The sequence below is a fragment of the Halomonas sp. IOP_31 genome, from assembly GCF_021151495.1.
Classification (GTDB): Bacteria; Pseudomonadota; Gammaproteobacteria; order Pseudomonadales; family Halomonadaceae; genus Modicisalibacter; species Modicisalibacter zincidurans.
Genome location: NZ_JAIRBP010000033.1, coordinates 1 through 18,103, shown reverse-complemented (window position 1 = coordinate 18,103; position 18,103 = coordinate 1). Strand labels below are relative to the sequence as shown.

General features: G+C 64.0%; 20 protein-coding genes. 8 read left to right on the top strand and 12 right to left on the bottom strand.

Translation table 11 applies throughout. The annotated features are described in order from the left end of the window. Nucleotides 1-26 precede the first annotated feature (26 nt). Nucleotides 27-1,118, top strand: coding sequence for an isocitrate/isopropylmalate dehydrogenase family protein (locus K7I12_RS14480; RefSeq protein WP_231664524.1), 1,092 nt, complete (start codon nt 27-29; stop codon nt 1,116-1,118). A 162-nt stretch (nt 1,119-1,280) separates the two neighbouring features. Further along, nucleotides 1,281-1,700: a secondary thiamine-phosphate synthase enzyme YjbQ gene (locus K7I12_RS14475; RefSeq protein ID WP_231664523.1), complete on the top strand. Its 420-nt coding sequence runs from the start codon at nt 1,281-1,283 to the stop codon at nt 1,698-1,700. Between the two features lie 7 nt (nt 1,701-1,707). On the opposite strand, the gene hda is transcribed toward K7I12_RS14475, so the two are convergent. After that, the gene (hda, locus tag K7I12_RS14470) at nt 1,708-2,409 is read right to left on the bottom strand and encodes a DnaA regulatory inactivator Hda (protein WP_031383825.1); all 702 of its coding nucleotides are present in this window, start codon (nt 2,407-2,409) and stop codon (nt 1,708-1,710) included. Then, a complete protein-coding gene (locus K7I12_RS14465) occupies nt 2,406-3,485 on the bottom strand; it encodes an AI-2E family transporter (RefSeq protein ID WP_031383826.1) in 1,080 nt (359 codons plus the stop codon). The genes hda and K7I12_RS14465 overlap by 4 nt, the downstream gene beginning before the upstream one ends. 140 nt (nt 3,486-3,625) lie before the next feature. Between K7I12_RS14465 and purM the strand changes: the two genes are divergently transcribed. Then, nucleotides 3,626-4,702, top strand: coding sequence for a phosphoribosylformylglycinamidine cyclo-ligase (gene purM, locus K7I12_RS14460; RefSeq protein WP_084173451.1), 1,077 nt, complete (start codon nt 3,626-3,628; stop codon nt 4,700-4,702). After that, nucleotides 4,699-5,433, top strand: coding sequence for a phosphoribosylglycinamide formyltransferase (gene purN / locus K7I12_RS14455; RefSeq protein WP_031383828.1), 735 nt, complete (start codon nt 4,699-4,701; stop codon nt 5,431-5,433). Before purM ends, purN begins: the two co-directional genes overlap by 4 nt. Nucleotides 5,434-5,575: 142 nt before the next feature. Here purN and dcd read toward each other — a convergent pair whose 3' ends face one another. From dcd to K7I12_RS14440, 3 genes are all read right to left on the bottom strand, one after another. Further along, the gene (dcd, locus tag K7I12_RS14450) at nt 5,576-6,142 is read right to left on the bottom strand and encodes a dCTP deaminase (RefSeq protein ID WP_231664522.1); all 567 of its coding nucleotides are present in this window, start codon (nt 6,140-6,142) and stop codon (nt 5,576-5,578) included. 196 nt (nt 6,143-6,338) lie between these two features. After that, entirely contained in the window at nt 6,339-7,139 is an 801-nt protein-coding gene (gene apbC / locus K7I12_RS14445; RefSeq protein WP_231664541.1) for an iron-sulfur cluster carrier protein ApbC, read from the bottom strand. 260 nt (nt 7,140-7,399) lie between these two features. After that, nucleotides 7,400-8,581, bottom strand: coding sequence for a M24 family metallopeptidase (locus K7I12_RS14440; protein ID WP_031383831.1), 1,182 nt, complete (start codon nt 8,579-8,581; stop codon nt 7,400-7,402). A 158-nt stretch (nt 8,582-8,739) separates the two neighbouring features. Between K7I12_RS14440 and K7I12_RS14435 the strand changes: the two genes are divergently transcribed. Next, nucleotides 8,740-8,958: a hypothetical protein gene (locus K7I12_RS14435; RefSeq protein ID WP_031383832.1), complete on the top strand. Its 219-nt coding sequence runs from the start codon at nt 8,740-8,742 to the stop codon at nt 8,956-8,958. On the opposite strand, the gene K7I12_RS14430 is transcribed toward K7I12_RS14435, so the two are convergent. From K7I12_RS14430 to K7I12_RS14415, 4 genes are all read right to left on the bottom strand, one after another. Then, nucleotides 8,943-9,941: an MBL fold metallo-hydrolase gene (locus tag K7I12_RS14430; RefSeq protein WP_031383833.1), complete on the bottom strand. Its 999-nt coding sequence runs from the start codon at nt 9,939-9,941 to the stop codon at nt 8,943-8,945. The genes K7I12_RS14435 and K7I12_RS14430 overlap by 16 nt on opposite strands. 178 nt (nt 9,942-10,119) lie before the next feature. After that, a complete protein-coding gene (locus K7I12_RS14425) occupies nt 10,120-11,310 on the bottom strand; it encodes a tropomyosin (protein WP_231664521.1) in 1,191 nt (396 codons plus the stop codon). Between the two features lie 120 nt (nt 11,311-11,430). Then, a complete protein-coding gene (arfB, locus tag K7I12_RS14420) occupies nt 11,431-11,847 on the bottom strand; it encodes an alternative ribosome rescue aminoacyl-tRNA hydrolase ArfB (protein ID WP_031383834.1) in 417 nt (138 codons plus the stop codon). A gap of 51 nt (nt 11,848-11,898) precedes the next feature. Next, a complete protein-coding gene (locus K7I12_RS14415; RefSeq protein ID WP_031383835.1) occupies nt 11,899-12,513 on the bottom strand; it encodes an exopolysaccharide biosynthesis protein in 615 nt (204 codons plus the stop codon). Between the two features lie 266 nt (nt 12,514-12,779). On the opposite strand from K7I12_RS14415, the gene K7I12_RS14410 reads away from it, so the two are divergent. Then, the gene (locus tag K7I12_RS14410) at nt 12,780-13,661 is read left to right on the top strand and encodes a YihY/virulence factor BrkB family protein (protein WP_031383836.1); all 882 of its coding nucleotides are present in this window, start codon (nt 12,780-12,782) and stop codon (nt 13,659-13,661) included. Between the two features lie 49 nt (nt 13,662-13,710). On the opposite strand, the gene K7I12_RS14405 is transcribed toward K7I12_RS14410, so the two are convergent. Beyond that, nucleotides 13,711-14,181 carry a tellurite resistance TerB family protein gene (locus K7I12_RS14405; protein ID WP_031383837.1) on the bottom strand — a complete coding sequence of 157 codons (471 nt, stop codon included), beginning with the start codon at nt 14,179-14,181 and terminating at the stop codon, nt 13,711-13,713. Nucleotides 14,182-14,345: 164 nt separating this feature from the next. On the opposite strand from K7I12_RS14405, the gene K7I12_RS14400 reads away from it, so the two are divergent. Both K7I12_RS14400 and K7I12_RS14395 read left to right on the top strand, forming a co-directional pair. Next, nucleotides 14,346-14,966, top strand: a complete 621-nt coding sequence (locus K7I12_RS14400; protein ID WP_031383838.1) for a rhomboid family intramembrane serine protease — start codon at nt 14,346-14,348, stop codon at nt 14,964-14,966. A 393-nt stretch (nt 14,967-15,359) separates the two neighbouring features. Further along, nucleotides 15,360-15,878, top strand: a complete 519-nt coding sequence (locus K7I12_RS14395; protein WP_035575259.1) for an Hsp20 family protein — start codon at nt 15,360-15,362, stop codon at nt 15,876-15,878. A 109-nt stretch (nt 15,879-15,987) separates the two neighbouring features. Here K7I12_RS14395 and K7I12_RS14390 read toward each other — a convergent pair whose 3' ends face one another. Together K7I12_RS14390 and K7I12_RS14385 are read right to left on the bottom strand one after the other, a co-directional pair. Then, nucleotides 15,988-17,973, bottom strand: a complete 1,986-nt coding sequence (locus K7I12_RS14390) for a DNA polymerase II (protein ID WP_231664520.1) — start codon at nt 17,971-17,973, stop codon at nt 15,988-15,990. A gap of 16 nt (nt 17,974-17,989) precedes the next feature. Beyond that, the coding region (locus tag K7I12_RS14385) for a transposase (protein ID WP_171250026.1) at nt 17,990-18,103 on the bottom strand (114 nt) is incomplete at its 5' end.

Below are 18,103 nucleotides of genomic sequence, written 5' to 3'. Positions count from 1 at the left end.
GCCAAACAAATGATGAAGGAAGCCTTATGTCCACACCCCACATAACCCTCGGCGTTCTCAATGGTGACGATATCGGTCACGAGATCGTACCGGCCGCCGTCGAGGTCGCGCAGGCGGCCGCCGAGCGCACCGGGCTCGTCATCGACTGGCGGCACATGCCGCTGGGGCGCAAGGCACTCGACGAACTCGGCACCACCATGCCGGTAGGGACGCTCGATACCCTGTCCACCTTCGATGGTTTCATTCTCGGCCCGATCGGGCATCGCGAATACCCCAAGGTGGAGGGCGCGATCAACCCGCACCCGATCCTGCGCAAGCACTTCGACCTGTTCGCCAACGTCAGGCCGACGCGCTCCTATCCCGACATCGGCTGCATCTACGATGACATCGACCTCGTCATCGTCCGCGAGAACAACGAGGGCTTCCAGCCGGATCGCAACGTCGTGGCCGGCTCGGGCGAATTCCGCCCCACCCACGACACCACGATCTCGGTGCGCGTGATCACCCGCGAAGGTAGCCGCAAGGTCGCCGAAGCCGCGCTCGAACTGGCACGTGCACGACGCAAGAAGCTGACCGTCGTGCACAAGAACACCGTCTTCAAGCTCGGCTGCGGCATGTTCGTCGAAGAGTGTTACCGGGCCGCCGAGGCGTACCCGGATGTCGAAGTCGAGGAAGCGATCGTCGACACCTTTGCCATGCACCTGATTCGTCACCCCCAGCAGTACGATGTGGTGGTGACCACCAACATGTTCGGCGACATCCTCACCGACGAGGCGGCGGGTCTCGTCGGCGGCCTCGGCATGGCGCCGGGCCTGTGCATCGGCCGAGGCAGCATCGCCATGGCGCAGGCCACCCACGGCTCGGCGCCGGACATCGCCGGCACCGGGCTGGCCAATCCCTACGCGATGGTCGAATCCACCCGCATGCTGATCGAATGGCTCGGCCGGCGTCACGACGTCCCGCAAGCCCAGGCAACCGCGAAGCTGATGGCCAAGGGGGTTCAATCCGCACTCGCCGCCCCGGAAACGCGCACCCCCGATATCCGGGGCACCGGCCGGCTCGCGGATATGGTCGCCGCCATGCGTGGCACGATCGAGGGAATCACGCTGGGGGCCTGACATGGCGCGCCGGGGGCAGACGACAATGCCGAAATGCTAACGCAAATGGCTTCGCAGATCTGGCTCCAGAACCCTGGGGCTCGACCCGATACCGAACGAACGGCCACACTCATCCCTTGGGTCGACTTATCGGCCTCGGCTGACCGAGACAAGGAGATGCGCATGTGGGACCAACAACGAATCATCCTCGAGCCGCGAGCGCGCGGCTTTCATCTGATCACCGGCGACGTCGTCGATGCGCTGCCGCGTCTCGGCGAACTCGATGTCGGCCTGCTGCATCTACAGTTGCTGCATACCTCGGCGTCGCTGACCCTCAACGAGAATGCCGACCCGGACGTGCGCCACGACATGGATGCCTTCCTGCGCGATCTCGTCCCCGGCGACCTGGCCTATTTCCGCCACACCGTCGAAGGTCCAGACGACATGCCCACGCATATCGGTGCCAGTCTGTTCGGCACGCAGCTGACGATCGCGGTGAACAAGGGGAGGCTGGCACTGGGTACCTGGCAAGGCATCTGGATGGGCGAACATCGCGATCATGGTGGCGCGCGCAAGCTCGTGGCCACATTGAACGGCCAATAACCGCTCGTCACCAGCCCAATGCCTGCTTGACGAAGGGAATGGTCAGCTTGCGCTGAGCGGTGAGCGAGGCGTGGTCGAGCCGCTCGAGGATGGCGAACAGCGCGTTGAGCTGGCGCGGCCCGCGATGCAGGATGTAGCGGGCGACCTCATCGGGAAGCTGCATGCCGCGCACCCTGGCACGCAGCTTGAGCGCCTCGAAGCGACCGTCGTCGTCGAGGCGCTGGATCTGGAAGGTCACGCCCCAGGTCAGGCGCGATGCCAGGTCGGGTAGCGTGACACGCAGTTGCCGGGGAGCGGCCGGGGCGGCGATCACCAGCCGCTTGCCGGCATCGCGCAGGCGGTTGAAGCCGTGGAAAAGCGCCTCTTCCCAGCGCTTGCGCCCGATCACCTGGTCGATGTCGTCGATCACTACCAGGTCGAGCCGCTCGACGTCCTCGAGCATATGCGGGGGAAAATGGCCCAGATCGTTCAACGGCAGATAGAGCGCCCGCTTGTCTCGATCGCTGGCCTCATGGCAGGCGGCCTGCAACAGGTGGCTGCGCCCCGACCCAGGCGCGCCCCACAGATAGATGAAGGCTTCGCCGTGGTCGTCGAGCTGGGCTCGCAGCTTGGCCACCAGGGCGGCGTTGTCGCCCGGCAGGAAGTTGCCGAAGGTCGCGTCGTCGCGTAGCCCGACGCCCAACGGCAGCTGCGCCGGCCCGGTGCTCATTGACTGTCCTCGTTGCCGCGGGGCGGACCCTCGGCCTCATATAAGGGGCTGTTTTTATAGCGCTCATGTAGATAGCGCAATAGTACCATGACCATTGCCGCCACCGGCAACGCCAGCAGGATGCCGGTGAAGCCGAACAGTTGGCCGCCGGCCAGCACGGCGAAGATTACCGCCACCGGATGCAGGCCGATCTTGTCGCCCAGCAGCAGCGGCTGCAGCAGCATGCCCTCGAGCATCTGGCCAATACCGAAGACCGCCGCCACGCCGAGCAGATACAGCACGTCGCCATATTGGAAGAAGGCCACGATCGCGGCGATCGCCAGGCCGACGATCACCCCCAGGTAGGGAATGATGCTCGCCAGACCCGCCACGATGCCGATCAGCACGCCGAACTGGATACCCAGCAGCGTCAGCCCCACGGCATAGACGATGCCCAGGCTCAACATCACCAGCAACTGACCGCGCAGGAAAGCCGACAGTACCTCGTCGCACTGTATCGCCAGGCGCGTCGTCGTCGGCTCGTAGCGGCGCGGCAGTAGATCGCGAACATGCCGCTTGAGGCGATCCCAGTCGAGCAGCAGGTAGAAGGTCACCACCGGGATCAGCGCCAGGTTGCCGATCCAGATCGCCAGCGCCAGCCCCGAGCGCGACACCTGGGCGAGCAGGCCTGCCGCGAAGGTGCCGGTTTCCTTCCAGTTGGCCATCAACGCCTGACGCAGCTGGTCGAAGTCGGTGCTGAAATCGAGTCCCGAGACCTCACGCACCCAGGGAAGGATCATGGTCTGTACCCAGTTGAACATCTCCGGCAGCGCCTCGATCAGTTGCCCCAGCTGACGTCCCAGCAGCGGAATGAGAATCACGAAGGCGACTATCAGGCACAGCGACAACACCAGAAATACCACGCTGACCGCCAGGCGACGCGACAGCCCCTTGGCTTCCAGCCAGTCGGTCAGCGGGTCGCCCAGGTAGGCCAGGATCATGCCGACGAAGAATGGCATCAGGATCGGCCCGAGCAATACCAGCAACCAGACCATGGCGGCCACGCCCAGCAGCGTCCAGACTTGCAATCGTGTCATGCGACTCACTCCATCCATGCGCGTCGGCACGCCGATGCACCGCGACAGGCGCGATGCTACAATGCGCGCGCTTTCTCCTCCAGGTCATTCTCGACGGGCAATTAACGCCAAGCTTAGGCTTTCTACTGACAGGACATGCCATGACCCGCAGCGCCTCCGACAAACCTATGCCCCCTTCGCTGAGCTACAAGGACGCCGGGGTGGACATCGACGCCGGCAACGCCCTGGTCGACCGCATCAAGGGCGTCGCCAAGCGGACGCATCGCCCTGAAGTGCTGGGCGGACTGGGCGGCTTCGGCGCGCTGTGCGAACTGCCGGCCGGCTATCGCCAGCCGGTGCTGGTCACCGGCACCGATGGCGTGGGCACCAAGTTGCGCCTGGCCATGGAGCTGGGCCGTCACGACACCATCGGCATCGACCTGGTGGCAATGTGCGTCAACGACCTGGTCGTCGCCGGCGCCGAGCCACTGCAATTTCTCGACTACTATGCCACGGGCAAGCTCGATGTGGATATCGCCGCCGACGTCGTCAGCGGGATCGGCGAGGGCTGTCTGCAGGCCGGTTGCGCGCTGGTGGGCGGCGAGACCGCCGAGATGCCCGGCATGTACGAAGGCAGCGACTACGACCTGGCGGGCTTCTGCGTCGGCGTGGTCGAGAAAGCCGAGATTCTCGACGGCAGCAAGGTCGCCAAGGGCGACGTGCTGCTCGGCCTGGCTTCCTCTGGCCCGCACTCCAACGGCTATTCGCTGATCCGCAAGATCCTCGAAGTCAGCGCGGCCGACCTGACGACCGACATCGATGGCCGCAGCCTCGGCGACGCCCTGCTCGCGCCGACGCGCATCTACGTCAAGCCGCTGCTCTCGCTGATCAAGGACAGCGGCGTCGCCGTGCATGCGCTGTCGCACATCACCGGCGGCGGCCTCACCGAGAACCTGCCGCGGGTGCTGCCGGACCATCTCACCGCGCGCATCGACGCCAACGCCTGGCAGCGTCCGGCGGTGTTCGACTGGCTGCAGCGTCAGGGCAACGTCGCCGAGCGCGAGATGTATCGCGTGCTCAACTGCGGTATCGGCATGGTCGTGGTGGTATCCGCCGACCAGGCCGACGCAGCCCGGCGCCATCTGGAAGCCGCCGGCGAGCAGGTCGTCCAGCTCGGCGACATCGTCGCGCGTGACGGCGACGAGGAGCAGGTCCGCATGGAGAACCTCGAGGCATGAGCCAGGACGACGCGAACGGCGACACGCTCAACGATTTCACCGCCGAGGCCGCCGAGCCACGCCGGGTGGTGGTGCTGATTTCCGGCAACGGCAGCAACCTGCAGGCGCTGATCGACGCCCAGTCCTACGACGAACTGGGCGGCGAGATCGTCGCGGTGATCTCCAACAAGGCCGACGCCTACGGTCTCAAGCGCGCCCACGACGCGGGCATCGAAGCGGTCGCCCTGCCGCATCGCGAGTACGACAGTCGCGAGGCCTTCGACGGCGCGCTGATCAAGGTGATCGAGCGTCATCAGCCCGACCTGGTGGTGCTGGCCGGCTTCATGCGTATCCTTACCCCACGCTTCGTGCAACGTTACTACGGTCGCCTGCTGAATATTCATCCGTCACTGCTGCCCGCGTACCCCGGCCTGGATACCCATGCCCGGGTACTCGCCGACGGCGCCGAGGAACACGGCGTCAGTGTGCATTTCGTCACCGAGGATCTCGATGGCGGACCGGTGGTGATGCAGGCCGCCCTCAAGGTACGCCGCGGCGATAGCGAAGAGCGGCTCGTCGCGCGCATCCACGCCCGCGAGCACCTGATCTACCCGATCGCCGTGCGCTGGTTCCTCGAGGGCCGGCTGCAGCTCGGCACCGAAGGCCCGACCCTCGATGGTACGGCGCTGCCGCCGCAGGGCATGCGGCTGTCGCACGACGATGCCGCCGAGGAGCTGGACGAGGAGCTGTAAGCTGTAAGCTGTAAGCTGTAAGCTGTAAGCTGTAAGCCAGATAATCAAAAGCGAACCCCACTGGCCCAAGGCTCGTGGGGTTCGCTTTTTCTTACAGCTTCAAGCTGATTGCTTATAGCTCCCGGCCGGAGGCCGGGCCGGCTCAGGTCCTGGGTAGTGTCACGCCACGCTGGCCCATGTACTTGCCGCCGCGATCCTTGTAGGAGATCGCGCACTCCTCGTCGGACTCCAGGAACAGCATCTGCGCCACCCCCTCGTTGGCATAGATCCGCGCCGGCAGGTTGGTGGTGTTGGAGAACTCCAGAGTCACGTGGCCTTCCCACTCCGGTTCCAGCGGGGTGACGTTGACGATGATCCCGCAGCGCGCGTAGGTCGACTTGCCCAGGCAGATGGTCAACACGCTGCGCGGAATGCGAAAGTACTCGACGGTGCGCGCCAGCGCGAAGGAGTTGGGCGGAATCACGCAGGCATCGCCCTTGACGTCGACGAAGCTCTTCTCGTCGAAGCGCTTGGGGTCGACCACCGCCGAGTGGATATTGGTGAACACCTTGAATTCGTCGGCGCAACGCACATCGTAACCGTAGCTGGACGTGCCGTAGGAGATCACCCGCCGGCCGTCGACGTGGCGGACCTGATCGAACTCGAAGGGCTCGATCATGCCGTGCTGTTCGGCCATGCGGCGAATCCAGTTATCGGATTTGATGCTCATCGGGCGTCCTCGGGTCATGCGGTCGTAAAAAGGGGTCGAAACGCGATCGTGGTCGGGATCGAAACGCGATCGTGGTCGGGATCGAAACGCGATCATGGTCGGGATCGAATGCGATCATGGTCGGGATCGATAAAAAGGGGCCGTCATCATAACGGCCCCCGCGGCGTTTCAAAAGCGAGTCGCTTTCAACAGCACCTCATTCGCCGAACGAAATACTCGGCCCCTCCTCGCGCTGGCTCTCGACGCCTGCGGCCACCGCCCGCGCCACCTCGCGGAACGTCGCGGCGATCCCGCCCTCCGGCTCGGCGACCACGCTGGGCCGGCCGCCGTCGGCCTGCTCGCGAATCGACAGTTGCAACGGCAGTTGTCCCAGCAGGCGGGTGTCGTACTGCGCGGCGATCCGCTCGCCGCCCCCGGCGCCGAAGATCGGCTCGCTGTGCCCGCAGTTGGAGCAGATGTGCAGGCTCATGTTCTCGACCACGCCCAGCACCGGCACGTTAACCTTGCGGAACATCTCGATGCCCTTGCGCGCATCGAGCAAGGCGATGTCCTGCGGCGTGGTGACGATCACCGCGCCGGAGACCGGTACCTTCTGCGCCAGCGTCAGCTGAATGTCGCCGGTGCCCGGCGGCATGTCGATGAACAGATAATCCAGGTCGTCCCACAGCGTCTGGTTGAGCAGCTGCTGGAAGGCCCCGGTAACCATCGGTCCGCGCCATACCATGGGCTCGTTGACATCGACCATCAGCGCCATCGACATCGCCTGCAGGCCGTGGGCGATGATCGGCTTGAAACTGTTCTCGCTGACCACCTCGGGGCGCGTGCCCGCGGCAATGCCCAGCATCTGCGCCTGGCTGGGCCCATAGATGTCGGCGTCCAGCAGGCCCACCCGGTAGCCTTCGGCGGCCATCGCCAACGCCAGATTGGCGGTCACCGTGGACTTGCCGACCCCGCCCTTGCCCGAGGCAACGGCCACGATATGCTTCACACCCTCGATCACGGCTGACTCCTTTCCTTGAATGTTACGACACCGGGTTCGACCGATGCCTAAGGAAAAACTGCATAAATGTCTGCGCGGGTAAATCGCTGCGTTGTGCGGTGCGCGGAATCCTCACATATACCCATATGCTCCGGTTCCTGTGCTCCGTACGCCTTGCGCTTGATTCCGCTCGCCTATTTATTCAGGGTTTTCCTAACTTGGCCGCAGTATAACGCGCGCCGCGCGCCGAGGACCAAGCGTTCGGCCGGATCCTGGCTTCAGCCGGCGGTCAGCGACCAGGGGTTGGCGGTCAATGGCACGCCGCCGTCGGCGCTGACGCGTACCGTGTCGCTGCAGCCGATGCCCCATTCGCCGGGCAAGCGCAGGCACAACGGCAGATGGAAGACCATGTTTTCCTCGAAGCAGCGGCTCTGGCCGCGGGCGATGAACCCCGAACCCTCGACCCAGGACGGCGGGAACTGCGCGCCCACCGCGTAGCCGAACACCCCGGAGAAATAGGCCTGCCCGGCCAACGACTCGAAGGCCGTTTCGGCGTCGCGGGCCGCGCTGTCGAAACTGGCCCCGGGACGCATCGCGGGTAGCAGCGCGTCGTAGATGCGCCGGCAGGTATCGAACACCTCGACCATCCGCGCCGAAGGCCGCCCGGCGACCACGGTGCGCATCATCGGTGCGGTGTAACGGTTCCAGGCCGCGCCGAACTCGAGGAATACCGGCTCGTCGGCGGCGATCGGCCGGCGACGATGATTGAGATGACCGACACTGCTGCGCACGCCGGCCACCACGATCGGCTGCATGCTCATGAACTCGCTGCCCGCCTGATGCAGGGCCTGGGCCCCCACCGCGGCGATCTCGCTATCGGTGGCGTCGGCGCGCACCGCATCGGCCGCCGCCTCGATGCCCCGCCCGGTGATTCGGGCGCTCTCGGTCAAACACTCCAGCTCGGCCGACGACTTGACGAGCTTGATGCCATGCAGCAGCGCCGAGGCGTCGACGAACTCGTGGCCCGGCAGGCGCTGACGCAGCGCATCGATCACGCCCTGGCGCAGCGAGCCATGCCACGGGTCGATGCCGATGCATTCGCCCACCTCGCCCAGTACCTTCGTCAACGGAGCGAGGACCTCGGCGAGCCCCTCCCAGCGGTAGCTGCGTATATCCTCGACGCGGGTGCAGGTCACCGCCGGCCCCACTTCGATCGACGGCACTTGCAGCATCATGTGGTCGGCGGTCATCACCAGCGCCGAGTGGACCGCGACCTCGAAGGTGCTGTAGCCGGTCAGGTAGAAGATATCGGCCGGTGCGGTCAGCAACAGCGCATCAATGTCGGCGTCCTTCATTGCCTTGACGACAGTGTCCCGACGCCGCTGTAGCTCCGCTTCCTCGAAGGCGCACTCGCTGCCAGCCAGCGGCGCGAGGTGGTGGCGATATTCGTCGTGTTGCATGGTGGCTATCTCCCTGCCCATTGGCGCAATGACTCTGCAATCAGCCTAGTACATGCAGCCGCCCTTCTCGCCCTCACCGAGCGCTGCGCTGCCCATGCGTCCCCTGAAGAGCTTGGCTACAGTCAACCTGTCGGCATTACCAGAGCAAGGAGGCCATGATGACGCCGCTCGATTGTGTGAACGGTCTCGCTTCGCGCCTGGCGGGCCAGCCCAGCGATTACGACCGGCTAATGGAGCAGGTCGGCGAGCGTCCGTTCGTGCTGCTCGGCGAAGCCTCGCACGGCACCGATGAGTTCTACCGCATGCGCGCCGAGAGACGAACCGGTCGAGCAGCGCTGGGGGTCCTTCCCCGGTGGGCAGCTCAGCGGCGCCCCTGACAGCCACCGACACAGCGCCCTTGGTCATCGAAAGCCAGGGTGCGCCCGCTAAGCGGCAGGTGCACCGGCACGGAGACCGCCTCGGCGAATGTTGCAGTGCGCGTATCAGGCAGCAATTCGCCATCACGAGTAGCCTCTTCGTTGGCATGCGAAGGAATCACCGCATTCGGCTGGACCATTTCATCGATGACGTATGCGGCTTCGCTCGGGCCCGTGGTGAAGGTATCGCCGATATTGATCACCGCCAGCTCGGCGCCATAGAGCTGTCTGACCACCAGATCCTGCTCGGCGGTCACCCCGGTATCACCGGACAGATAAACCACCAGCCCATTGGAAAAGCTCACCACGTAGCCACCCGGCGGGCCGACATAGGCGGTCAGCCCGCTGGCTGCCAACATCTCGCCGACTTGGCCCTCGATGAACGCCGGGCCCAGACCGTTACTGTGCACGGCCGGCACACTGGCTATCTTGACACCTGCAACCTCGGCTTCACCACCGAAGCGCAGCAACTGTACCTGCTCTTCGCTACCGCCGGCCGCAGCGACCTTGTTTTCGAAGAACCCCGGCATCTCGCCGCCCACTAGCAGCGTGGCCTGCTTGGCCACGGCAATGCGCACGGTATTGGATTCAGGCGTGGCCGACACCGAAAAATCCGGCGACGCGCAACTGCCGGCGTTGGCCGTAGGCTGATAGACATCGCCGAGATGGTCCCCATGCACATGGCTGAGCAGTACCGCATCGATTTCACCGAGCCGCGGATCATCGCCGCCGCGCACGGTCCGTCCGGCATCGTAGAGCAACCGGGTGCCGTTGGGATCCTCGAGGATCAGCGCCCGGTCGTAGCGGCAAAACTCGCCGTCCTGGCTTCCCAGCGGGGTGATTTTCACCGTCGCGGGGCTGTCTTCGTTGGCCATCGCCGTGACGGCGCTCGTGATGGTGATAGCAATCAGCGAGATTGCCCGTGCCACAGTCAATCTATTCATGAATGCCTCGCAGTACTGTGATTGTTGCTGTTATCGATATTGCCCAGTTGCTTGAGCGTAGCGCATACCGGCCACGGATAGCGTGCCACGCATGGCTTAGCATCGCTTAGGTCCGATCTGAAAATAAAACGCCCGGCCATTTGGCCGGGCGAAATGAGATCAGCAACTCAATACATGATCAGGATTGCGGGGATGCCTCCTCGCTCTGCTCGCTCTGAGTCTCGGATCCACTCTGTGGCTGATCGCCCTGCGGCTGGCCCTGCTGACCGGAGGAAGACCGCTCCTGGCCTTGCGACGCGCCCGAACCGCCTTGCGAGCCCCGGGAATCGCCGCTCTGGCTATTACCACTTTGGTCCGCGCCACTCTGGACGCCATCTTGCTGGCCGTCACCGGCCGGTTCAGAACCATTCTGCGGTTGGTCCGAAGCGCCCTGCGCGCCTGACGGCGTCTCGTCCCCGGCTGACGTAGCGGAACCGATGCGCTGGGAGAGCTCGTTCAGCGTCTCCTGCATCGCGGCGATGCTGGAAAGCTCCTGCTGGATGTTGGCGATGGAGGTCTGGAGTTTGCCGAGACGCTGGGTGCGCGTCTGGATCTGCGCCTGCAGCTCGCTCAAGCGCTGCTCAGCGGACGCGACCTGGGCGCTCATCGACTTCTCGCGCTGCTGTACTTCGGCCAGCGATTGCTTGAGCTGTCCGAGATTTTCCTTGGCGGTGGTCTTCTGACCTTCGATGTCGGCAAGTTCCGTTTGCCGCGTATCGAGCTGCTCGGCCAACTGTTCGAGACGCGATTGCTGCGCCTTGACCTTCTCCTCGAGCTCGGTGCGACGGCCCTCGGCATCGGCGATTTGCTGCTGCGTCTTCTTCAATTCGGACTGAGCGCTGTCGAGACGCTGCTGGGCCTGCTGAGCCTGGCCATTGAGATCCTCGAGCTGGGCCTGGGCCTGGCCGACCTGATCCTGCAAGGCTTTCAGTTGCTGTGTGCGCTGTGCCAGTCGAGCCTGTGTTTCCTCGAGCTGGGCCTGCACGTCCTCGACCTGCGACTGCAGTTGGCTGAGCTGCTCCTGCGCCTGGCTATTCTGCTGCTCGAGCGACTGCTGCTCCTGCTGGGCCGCTTCGACGCTTGAATAGGCCTTCTCGAAATCGGCGTTGCGCTGTTGCAGGGATTGTTTTTCGTTCTGAAGCTGGGCGATCTGTGCCTGCATCGACTCGCGTTGAGCCTGCCATTTCTCCTTCTGCGAACTGGCGTTGGAGGCCACGAAGATCGCCACGATCACCGCGATTATCGCGACCACAACGACGATGCGTACCCGATTATCCTTGAAAGGGCTCTGGGGCTTGTTCTGGGGCTGCTCCGGCGGTGTCTCGGCCATGGATCATCTCCTAGGTTCGGCTGCGTACCAGTTCACCATGGCCATGAACACCCCGATGGGCAAGACGAATTCACTAATTGAGTAGAACGAAAATTCAACGTCGCCTTGTACAGCGGCCATTCACTCGCTATCGATCCTGCCGCGCAGCGCCTTGTGCTTGCCCTTGCGCGTCTTGGCATCCACTCGCCTACGCTTGGCCGCCTTGCTGGGGCGCGTGGGTATTCGCCTGGGACGTTCGCGGGCCACGCTACGGATCAGCTCGCGCAGCCGCATCCGGGCATCCTCGCGATTCTGCTCCTGAGTCCGGTAGCGCTGCGCCTTGATCACGACCACGCCCTGCCGGGTGATGCGCTGATCGGCCAGCACCAGCAAGCGCTCCTTGTAGAGGGCCGGCAACGACGAGGCGCCGATGTCAAAGCGCAGATGCACCGCTGAAGCGACCTTGTTGACGTTCTGGCCACCTGCGCCCTGGGCGCGCACGGCCTGAATCTCGAATTCGCTGTCGGGCAGGCTGACCTGGCGGGAAATTTCCAGCATGGAACCTCCGGTCGACGATTGGCCCGCTACTTTACGGCACCCGACGAAAGCTCACCAGAGCGACTGGGCCACCAGTACCGCGGTCGCCAGGGTCACGCCCAGTGCAATCAATGCCACCAGGCCATCGCGGGCGATCAGCGCCAGGCCGAAGGCGGTCAGTGCCGCGCCGGCGCCGGTTGCGGAGAACGGCACGAGCTCCATCAGCGGCATGCACAAGGCAATGGCCAGGCAGGTCAGCGCCACGCACTGCAGGCCGGCGCCCCGGGTCAGCCCGGTCAGACGCGGCTTCAGCAATCGGTCGGTCCAGCACGCCAGCGGATACAGACGGCGCAACCCCTTGAGAAAGTGATACCGGGACAGCGAGCGGCGCAACAGCCACTTCGGCAACCATAGGCGCTTGCGTCGCAATAGCAGCTGGCCCGCACTGAGCGCCACCAGCAACGCCATCAGCGTCGGCACGCCGGGAATATCGCCCACCAGGGGCATGACCGTGATCAGCCCGGCAATTATCAATAACGGGCCGAACGCCCGGTTGCCCACCGCCTCGAGCAGCAGCGCCAGGCTGACCGGCGCGCCGGATTGGCGCTCTTCGCTGACGGCCCGCTCGAGCTCGGCGAGCAATTGCTCTAGGTTTTCCGGCTCTGCGTCTTCATGTTCCTCATGCATGCATCACCTCCCTGTGAGCCTGGCGCTGCCGAGGAACTCCTCGATTGCTTGTCAGTGAGTACGCCTCATTCAGGCGGGCTCCGGCGTGCGTGTCCGCATGAAGCGCTCCAGCGCCTGCCACGGCTTGGTGCTCGAGTGCTTCCTGGCGGATACTGTCAGTGTCGGATGACAGCCATCCTCGTTGCCAGCCGCCCGGCAGGGAACCGTCAACGACTGCCCGAAGCACATCGTTTCGGGACCTTTGTTCCAAGCTGCAAGGGAATGGAATGCAACGTCTCGTTCTGGCCCGCCAGGTCTGGCAGTTCTCATGGCGCGTACTCGCCGCTTTCCTGCACAATCGCGGCATTCTTCTGGCCGGCGGCGTCGGCTATAACGTCCTGCTCTCGACCGTTCCGCTGTTCGCCCTGCTCTCCGTGCTGCTGACCCATATCGTCGATGAACAACGCCTGCTGGGTATCATCGCCATTCAGGCCCAGCACCTGGCACCGGCCCACGCCGACGTGATTCTCGATGCGGTGCGTACGCTGGTCGATTCGCGCAATGTCGTGGGCTTCGTCGGGACTCTGGTATTGCTGTTCTTCAGCTCATTCGCCTTTCGCATGCTCGAGGATTCCATCGCGCTGATTTTCCACCAGGCCGACGAGGTCGACAAGAAGCGCCGTTTCTGGGTGTCGGCGCTGTTGCCCTACGCCTTCATGTTGGTACTCGGTGCCGGCTTGCTGGCGCTGACCGTGCTGGTCGCGATGGGCAATGCCTTCAATCAAATAGTAATCATGCTGTTCGACATCGAGCTGCCCTCGGCCAGCGTGGCTGTAATATCGCTCAATGTCTTGAGTTTCGTCGGTCTGTGCGGGCTGTTCAGCGCCATCTACAAGATCATGCCGGTGGTGCGCATCGCGCCCCATCGCGCGCTGATCGGCGGCTTTGTCGCCGCCCTGCTGTGGGAGATCGTCCGGCTTACCCTGAGTTACTACTTTGCCAACGTTTCCTACGTCAATGCTGTCTACGGCTCATTGGCGACGCTGATCGTGGTGCTGCTGAGTCTCGAGATCGGTGCGGTGATCCTGCTGCTCGGCGCCCAGGTGATCGCCGAGCTCGAACGCAGTGCTCGCGCCGGCCTGCCCTGGCACCAGAGTCCGCATCGCTAGCCAACCCGGCTCGCCCGAGCGGGCCACCCCAACCCGATGCCCATGCTCTTCACCCCGATACACCGCCGCGCCGCGCCTGGACCCGCAGCTTGGCACGGATGAAATCGCTGTGGCGGACGAACAGCAGATCCGCCAGCTTGCGGATGCGGTGCTCTTCATGGGCATCAAGCGCCTCGTCGACGTAGGCCAGCTGCCACATCAACTCGACCAGTGCGACCTTGTCGGCGTAGTCGTAATGCTCGTTGACCAGCCGCACGAACTGGAAATGATCGACTGCCTGGTTCGTCTCGTGGGTCGCCAGCGCCATCAGCTCATCGACCCGTTGATCGTCCAGGGAAAAGCGTGCCTTTAGCATGCCCCGCCAGGCGTCGAGTTCGGCGGGATCGGTGCGTTGGTCGGCACGCACGATTTCGCAAAGCAGCGCCGCGGTGGCCAGTTCCAGGGTCAAATGCCGCTGGTCGTCGTCGGCTCCCGGCATGGTCAAGGCACGCTGAAAGAATTGCTGGATAGCGTCGAGCACGAGGTGTCTCCTTGGATCGATACGTAGTGACGAAGGCTATCTTTCCGACAAGTGCCCGACGAAGAGGTTGCATGCTCAATGACTGGTGGCCAACAATGCCGTGGTGCGCTTCATCAGCAGGCCGTGGTGCGCTTCATCAGCAGAGAGTAGAGCAGAGGAACGCCATGCTTGATCTGACCCAGGCGCCGATCACCCTGGCGCTGCTCGTCGTCAACGTTGCCATCAGCCTGTTCGTGCTGCATCGCCGGCCTCAGCTCTTCGCCACGCTGGCCTTTCGGCCAGAGCGCATCCTGCGTCACGGCGAGTTCCATCGCCTGCTGAGCGCGGGCTTCCTGCACGTCAACGGCGCGCACCTACTGGTCAACATGCTGACGCTGTACTTCTTCGGCCCCTGGCTGGAAGCCGCTCTGGGGCCGCTGCGCTATCTGCTTTTGTATTTCGGTTCCGATCTTGCCGCCCAGGGGCTAGCGCTGATCGTCCATCGCAACAGCCCGCGCTACTCGGCGGTCGGCGCGTCGGGGGCGATTACCGGCGTGGTCTTCGCCTTCTGCCTCTACGAACCTTTCCGGCTGCTCTATCTGTTCTTCGCCATTCCCATCCCGGCGATCCTGTTCGCCATCGGCTTCGTCGCCCTGTCGCTGTACGCCATGCGCAGCCGTGCCCCCGACCAGGCCGGCGGGCTGGCTCACGAAGCGCACCTGGGCGGCGCACTCGGTGGCGTGGTCATCGCGCTGATACTCGAACCGGCGCTGCTGGCGCACTTTCTTGGGCAGCTCGGCTTGTGATCGGCCCACCGGCGCTCAGGCCATGCAGCGCGCCACGCGTTGACGTTCGTACCCATCCCGGCCCAATCCTCTCCCTCGGCTGCCGATAGCTGGGATATGAACTTGTAAGCAATCACTTGCAAGACATTCAAGCTGGAACATGTCGCGGGCAGACAAAAGAGTATCCAGGCGGGACTGACAGCTTTCGTGTACCGCTTCTGGCAACTGACGGAGCCAGCGCGACAAAACGTCAACAGGCCCTGATACAATTTTTTACAAATATGCCTATTGAAGCGGTTGTATCAGACCCCATTTCATGAAGTGCCGAAAGGTAGATCCCTAGCCATGGGATGCCGCCAAGTGGGTCCCGTCAATAGGGGTATGGCTTCGCTCATCAAATGGGGAGAACATACTATGAATACGGCATTCTCACTGGAACCGCTCTTCCGTCACTCGATCGGTTTCGATCGCTTCAACGATCTATTCGAACGCGCCTTCGAAAGCAGCGCAACAACCGGCTTTCCGCCGTACAACGTCGAGAAGCATGGCGAGAACGAGTACCGCATCATCCTGGCCGTGGCCGGGTTCACCGAGCAGGAACTGAGCATTCAGCTCGAAGGGGGCGTGCTCAGCGTTTCCGGCGCCAAGCCCCAGGCCGAGCAGGACGATCGGGTTCGGTACATGCACCAGGGCATCGCCCAGCGCTCCTTCAAGCTGACCTATCGGCTTGAAGATCATATCGAGGTGCGCGGCGCGAAACTGGAAAACGGCCTGCTGATCATCGACCTGCTGCGCGAGATTCCCGAAGCGCAGAAGCCGCGCGAGATCGAGATCGACGTCTCGAGTCAGCAGCGCTCCGAAACGCGCCGGCTGGAAACCTCAAGGGGGGAGGCCCCCATGGAGGAATCCGCACAGGTGCAAGCATCCACCTGAGTGAGTGAAACGGCACTTCATGCCGATCGACATGATCATGGAAAGATATTGGCCCCGCTCTTGCGGGGCCTTGTTTTTGTATCGGCATGATTGCGGCAATGCCGTTGGACTAGAACAACCCCAACTGACGGTCGGTCAGGGCATCGAAGTCGTCAGCGACGAACGGCAGGATCGCATCGGCCACCGGCTGCAACTGGCGAGTCAGGTAATGCTGGTAGTCGATGGGCGAGCGCCGCGTTTCCAGTGGCTCCGGTCCCGCCAAGGTCATCACGTAGCTGATCCAGCCGCCGTGCTGGTATTGTCGAGGCCGCCCCATCTGGTCGTTGTAGGCGTCGGCGAGACGTGCCGCGCGTACGTGCGGCGGCACGTTACGTCGATAATCGTCGAGCTTGCGACGCAGCCGCTTGCGATAGATCAACCGCTCGTCGTACTCGCCGGCGAGGGTACGCTGCACATAGTCGCGCACGAAGTCGCGGTGGGGCTCGCCGACGAAGATCCGCCGGTAAAGCTCCTGCTGGAAACGCTTGGCCAGCGGCGACCAGTCGGCGCGCACCGTTTCCAAGCCCTTGAACACCAGCCGCTCGCTGCCGTCGGCCTCGCGCACCAATCCGGCGTAGCGTTTCTTGCTGCCCACCTCCGCGCCGCGAATGGTCGGCATCAGAAAACGCCGAAAGTGCGTCTCGAACTGCAGTTCCAGGGCACTTTCCAGCGTGTATTGCTGGCGCAGATGTTCGCGCCACCAGGCGTTGACGCGCTGGACCAGCTGCCGGCCGATCCGGGCGGCCTCGTCGTCTTCGTGGGCACGACCCAACCACACGAACGTCGAGTCGGTATCACCGTAGATAACGGTATATCCCTCGGCCTCGATCAGTTCGCGGGTGCGGTGCATGATCTCGTGGCCGCGCAGGGTGATCGACGACGACAGGCGCGGGTCGAAGAACCGGCAGCCCGAGGCGCCCAGTACGCCGTAGAAGGAGTTCATGATGATCTTCAGCGCCTGGGAAAGCGGTGCGTTGCCCTCGCGCTTGGCGACTTCGCGCCCCTGCCAGACCCGCGCCACCATCTCGGGCAGCGCATGGCGGGTGCGCGAGAAGCGCGCGCCGCGAAAGCCGGGCAGCGTCTCGTTCTCGGGCTCGGCCAGCCCCTGCGCCAGCCCCACCGGGTCGATCAGGAAGGTGCGGATGATCGAGGGATAGAGGCTCTTGAAATCGAGCACCAGCACCGAATCGTAGAGCCCCGGGCGTGAATCCATCACGAAGCCGCCGGGACTGTTCTCGCCACGCTGACTACCCAGGTTGGGAGCCACGAAACCGAGCCGGTGCATACGCGGCAGGTAGAGATGCGAGAACGCCGCCACCGAGCCGCCGCTGCGATCGGCCTGCAGTCCGGTGACGGTGGCACGCTCGAGCAGGAAGTCGATCAGCTCGGTATGCGCGAAGATCCGCGTGACCAGCTCGCAGTCCTTGAGGTTGTAGCGGGCCAGGGCCGGCTTGTCCTCGGCGAACAGGCGATTGATGGCGTCCATGCGCTGGTAGGGATCGTCGATCGCCTTGCCCTCGCCGAGCAGTTCCCGGGCGACGTTCTCCAGGCTGAACGAGGCGAAACGCCAGGTCGCCTGACGCAGCATCTCGATGCCGTCGATGATCAGCCGCCCGGGTGCGGCGGCGAAGAAGTGATCGAGCTTGCTGCCATGGGTGCGCCACTCCATCGGCTCGCCGCCACGCCCCAGCAATAGCGGGATGCCCAGTTGCTCGGCATGACGCTGCAGGATGCGCAGGTCGAACTGGATCAGGCTCCAACCGATGAGCGCATCCGGGTCATGGCGTGCCATCCACGCATTGAGACAGGTGAGCAACGCGTTGCGGCTTGCGCAATAGTGGAGCTCGAAGTCGCGGCCCGCTTCGGCGTCGCCGCCCTGCCCGTTCGCCGGGCCCAGCATATAGACCGTGCGCGCCCCGCAGCCCTCCAGCGCGATCGAGTACAGCTCGCCGCGCTCGCTGGTCTCGATATCCAGCGAGGCGAGCTTCAGGCGCGGGCGATAATCCGGGGCGGGTTTCAACTGCGCATCGCCGAGCGAGCCGTCAGCCAGCGTCACCCCCGAAAATTCCGGTTCATCGCACTTTGCCGGGAAAAGCGGCCCGGATCTTCAGGAAGAAGTACGCCGTGTCACGGTACCCGTAGGCCATCCGTTTGATGACCTTGATCCGATTGTTCATGCCCTCCAG

What these genes read in the sequence shown, in the direction of transcription:
- K7I12_RS14480 (WP_231664524.1), top strand. Translation starts at nt 27, where the DNA reads ATGTCCACACCCCACATAACCCTCGGCGTTCTCAATGGTGACGATATC.
- K7I12_RS14475 (WP_231664523.1), top strand. Translation starts at nt 1,281, where the DNA reads ATGTGGGACCAACAACGAATCATCCTCGAGCCGCGAGCGCGCGGCTTT.
- hda (WP_031383825.1), bottom strand. Translation starts at nt 2,409, where the DNA reads ATGAGCACCGGGCCGGCGCAGCTGCCGTTGGGCGTCGGGCTACGCGAC.
- K7I12_RS14465 (WP_031383826.1), bottom strand. Translation starts at nt 3,485, where the DNA reads ATGACACGATTGCAAGTCTGGACGCTGCTGGGCGTGGCCGCCATGGTC.
- purM (WP_084173451.1), top strand. Translation starts at nt 3,626, where the DNA reads ATGACCCGCAGCGCCTCCGACAAACCTATGCCCCCTTCGCTGAGCTAC.
- purN (WP_031383828.1), top strand. Translation starts at nt 4,699, where the DNA reads ATGAGCCAGGACGACGCGAACGGCGACACGCTCAACGATTTCACCGCC.
- dcd (WP_231664522.1), bottom strand. Translation starts at nt 6,142, where the DNA reads ATGAGCATCAAATCCGATAACTGGATTCGCCGCATGGCCGAACAGCAC.
- K7I12_RS14440 (WP_031383831.1), bottom strand. Translation starts at nt 8,581, where the DNA reads ATGCAACACGACGAATATCGCCACCACCTCGCGCCGCTGGCTGGCAGC.
- K7I12_RS14435 (WP_031383832.1), top strand. Translation starts at nt 8,740, where the DNA reads ATGACGCCGCTCGATTGTGTGAACGGTCTCGCTTCGCGCCTGGCGGGC.
- K7I12_RS14430 (WP_031383833.1), bottom strand. Translation starts at nt 9,941, where the DNA reads ATGAATAGATTGACTGTGGCACGGGCAATCTCGCTGATTGCTATCACC.
- K7I12_RS14425 (WP_231664521.1), bottom strand. Translation starts at nt 11,310, where the DNA reads ATGGCCGAGACACCGCCGGAGCAGCCCCAGAACAAGCCCCAGAGCCCT.
- arfB (WP_031383834.1), bottom strand. Translation starts at nt 11,847, where the DNA reads ATGCTGGAAATTTCCCGCCAGGTCAGCCTGCCCGACAGCGAATTCGAG.
- K7I12_RS14415 (WP_031383835.1), bottom strand. Translation starts at nt 12,513, where the DNA reads ATGCATGAGGAACATGAAGACGCAGAGCCGGAAAACCTAGAGCAATTG.
- K7I12_RS14410 (WP_031383836.1), top strand. Translation starts at nt 12,780, where the DNA reads ATGCAACGTCTCGTTCTGGCCCGCCAGGTCTGGCAGTTCTCATGGCGC.
- K7I12_RS14400 (WP_031383838.1), top strand. Translation starts at nt 14,346, where the DNA reads ATGCTTGATCTGACCCAGGCGCCGATCACCCTGGCGCTGCTCGTCGTC.
- K7I12_RS14395 (WP_035575259.1), top strand. Translation starts at nt 15,360, where the DNA reads ATGAATACGGCATTCTCACTGGAACCGCTCTTCCGTCACTCGATCGGT.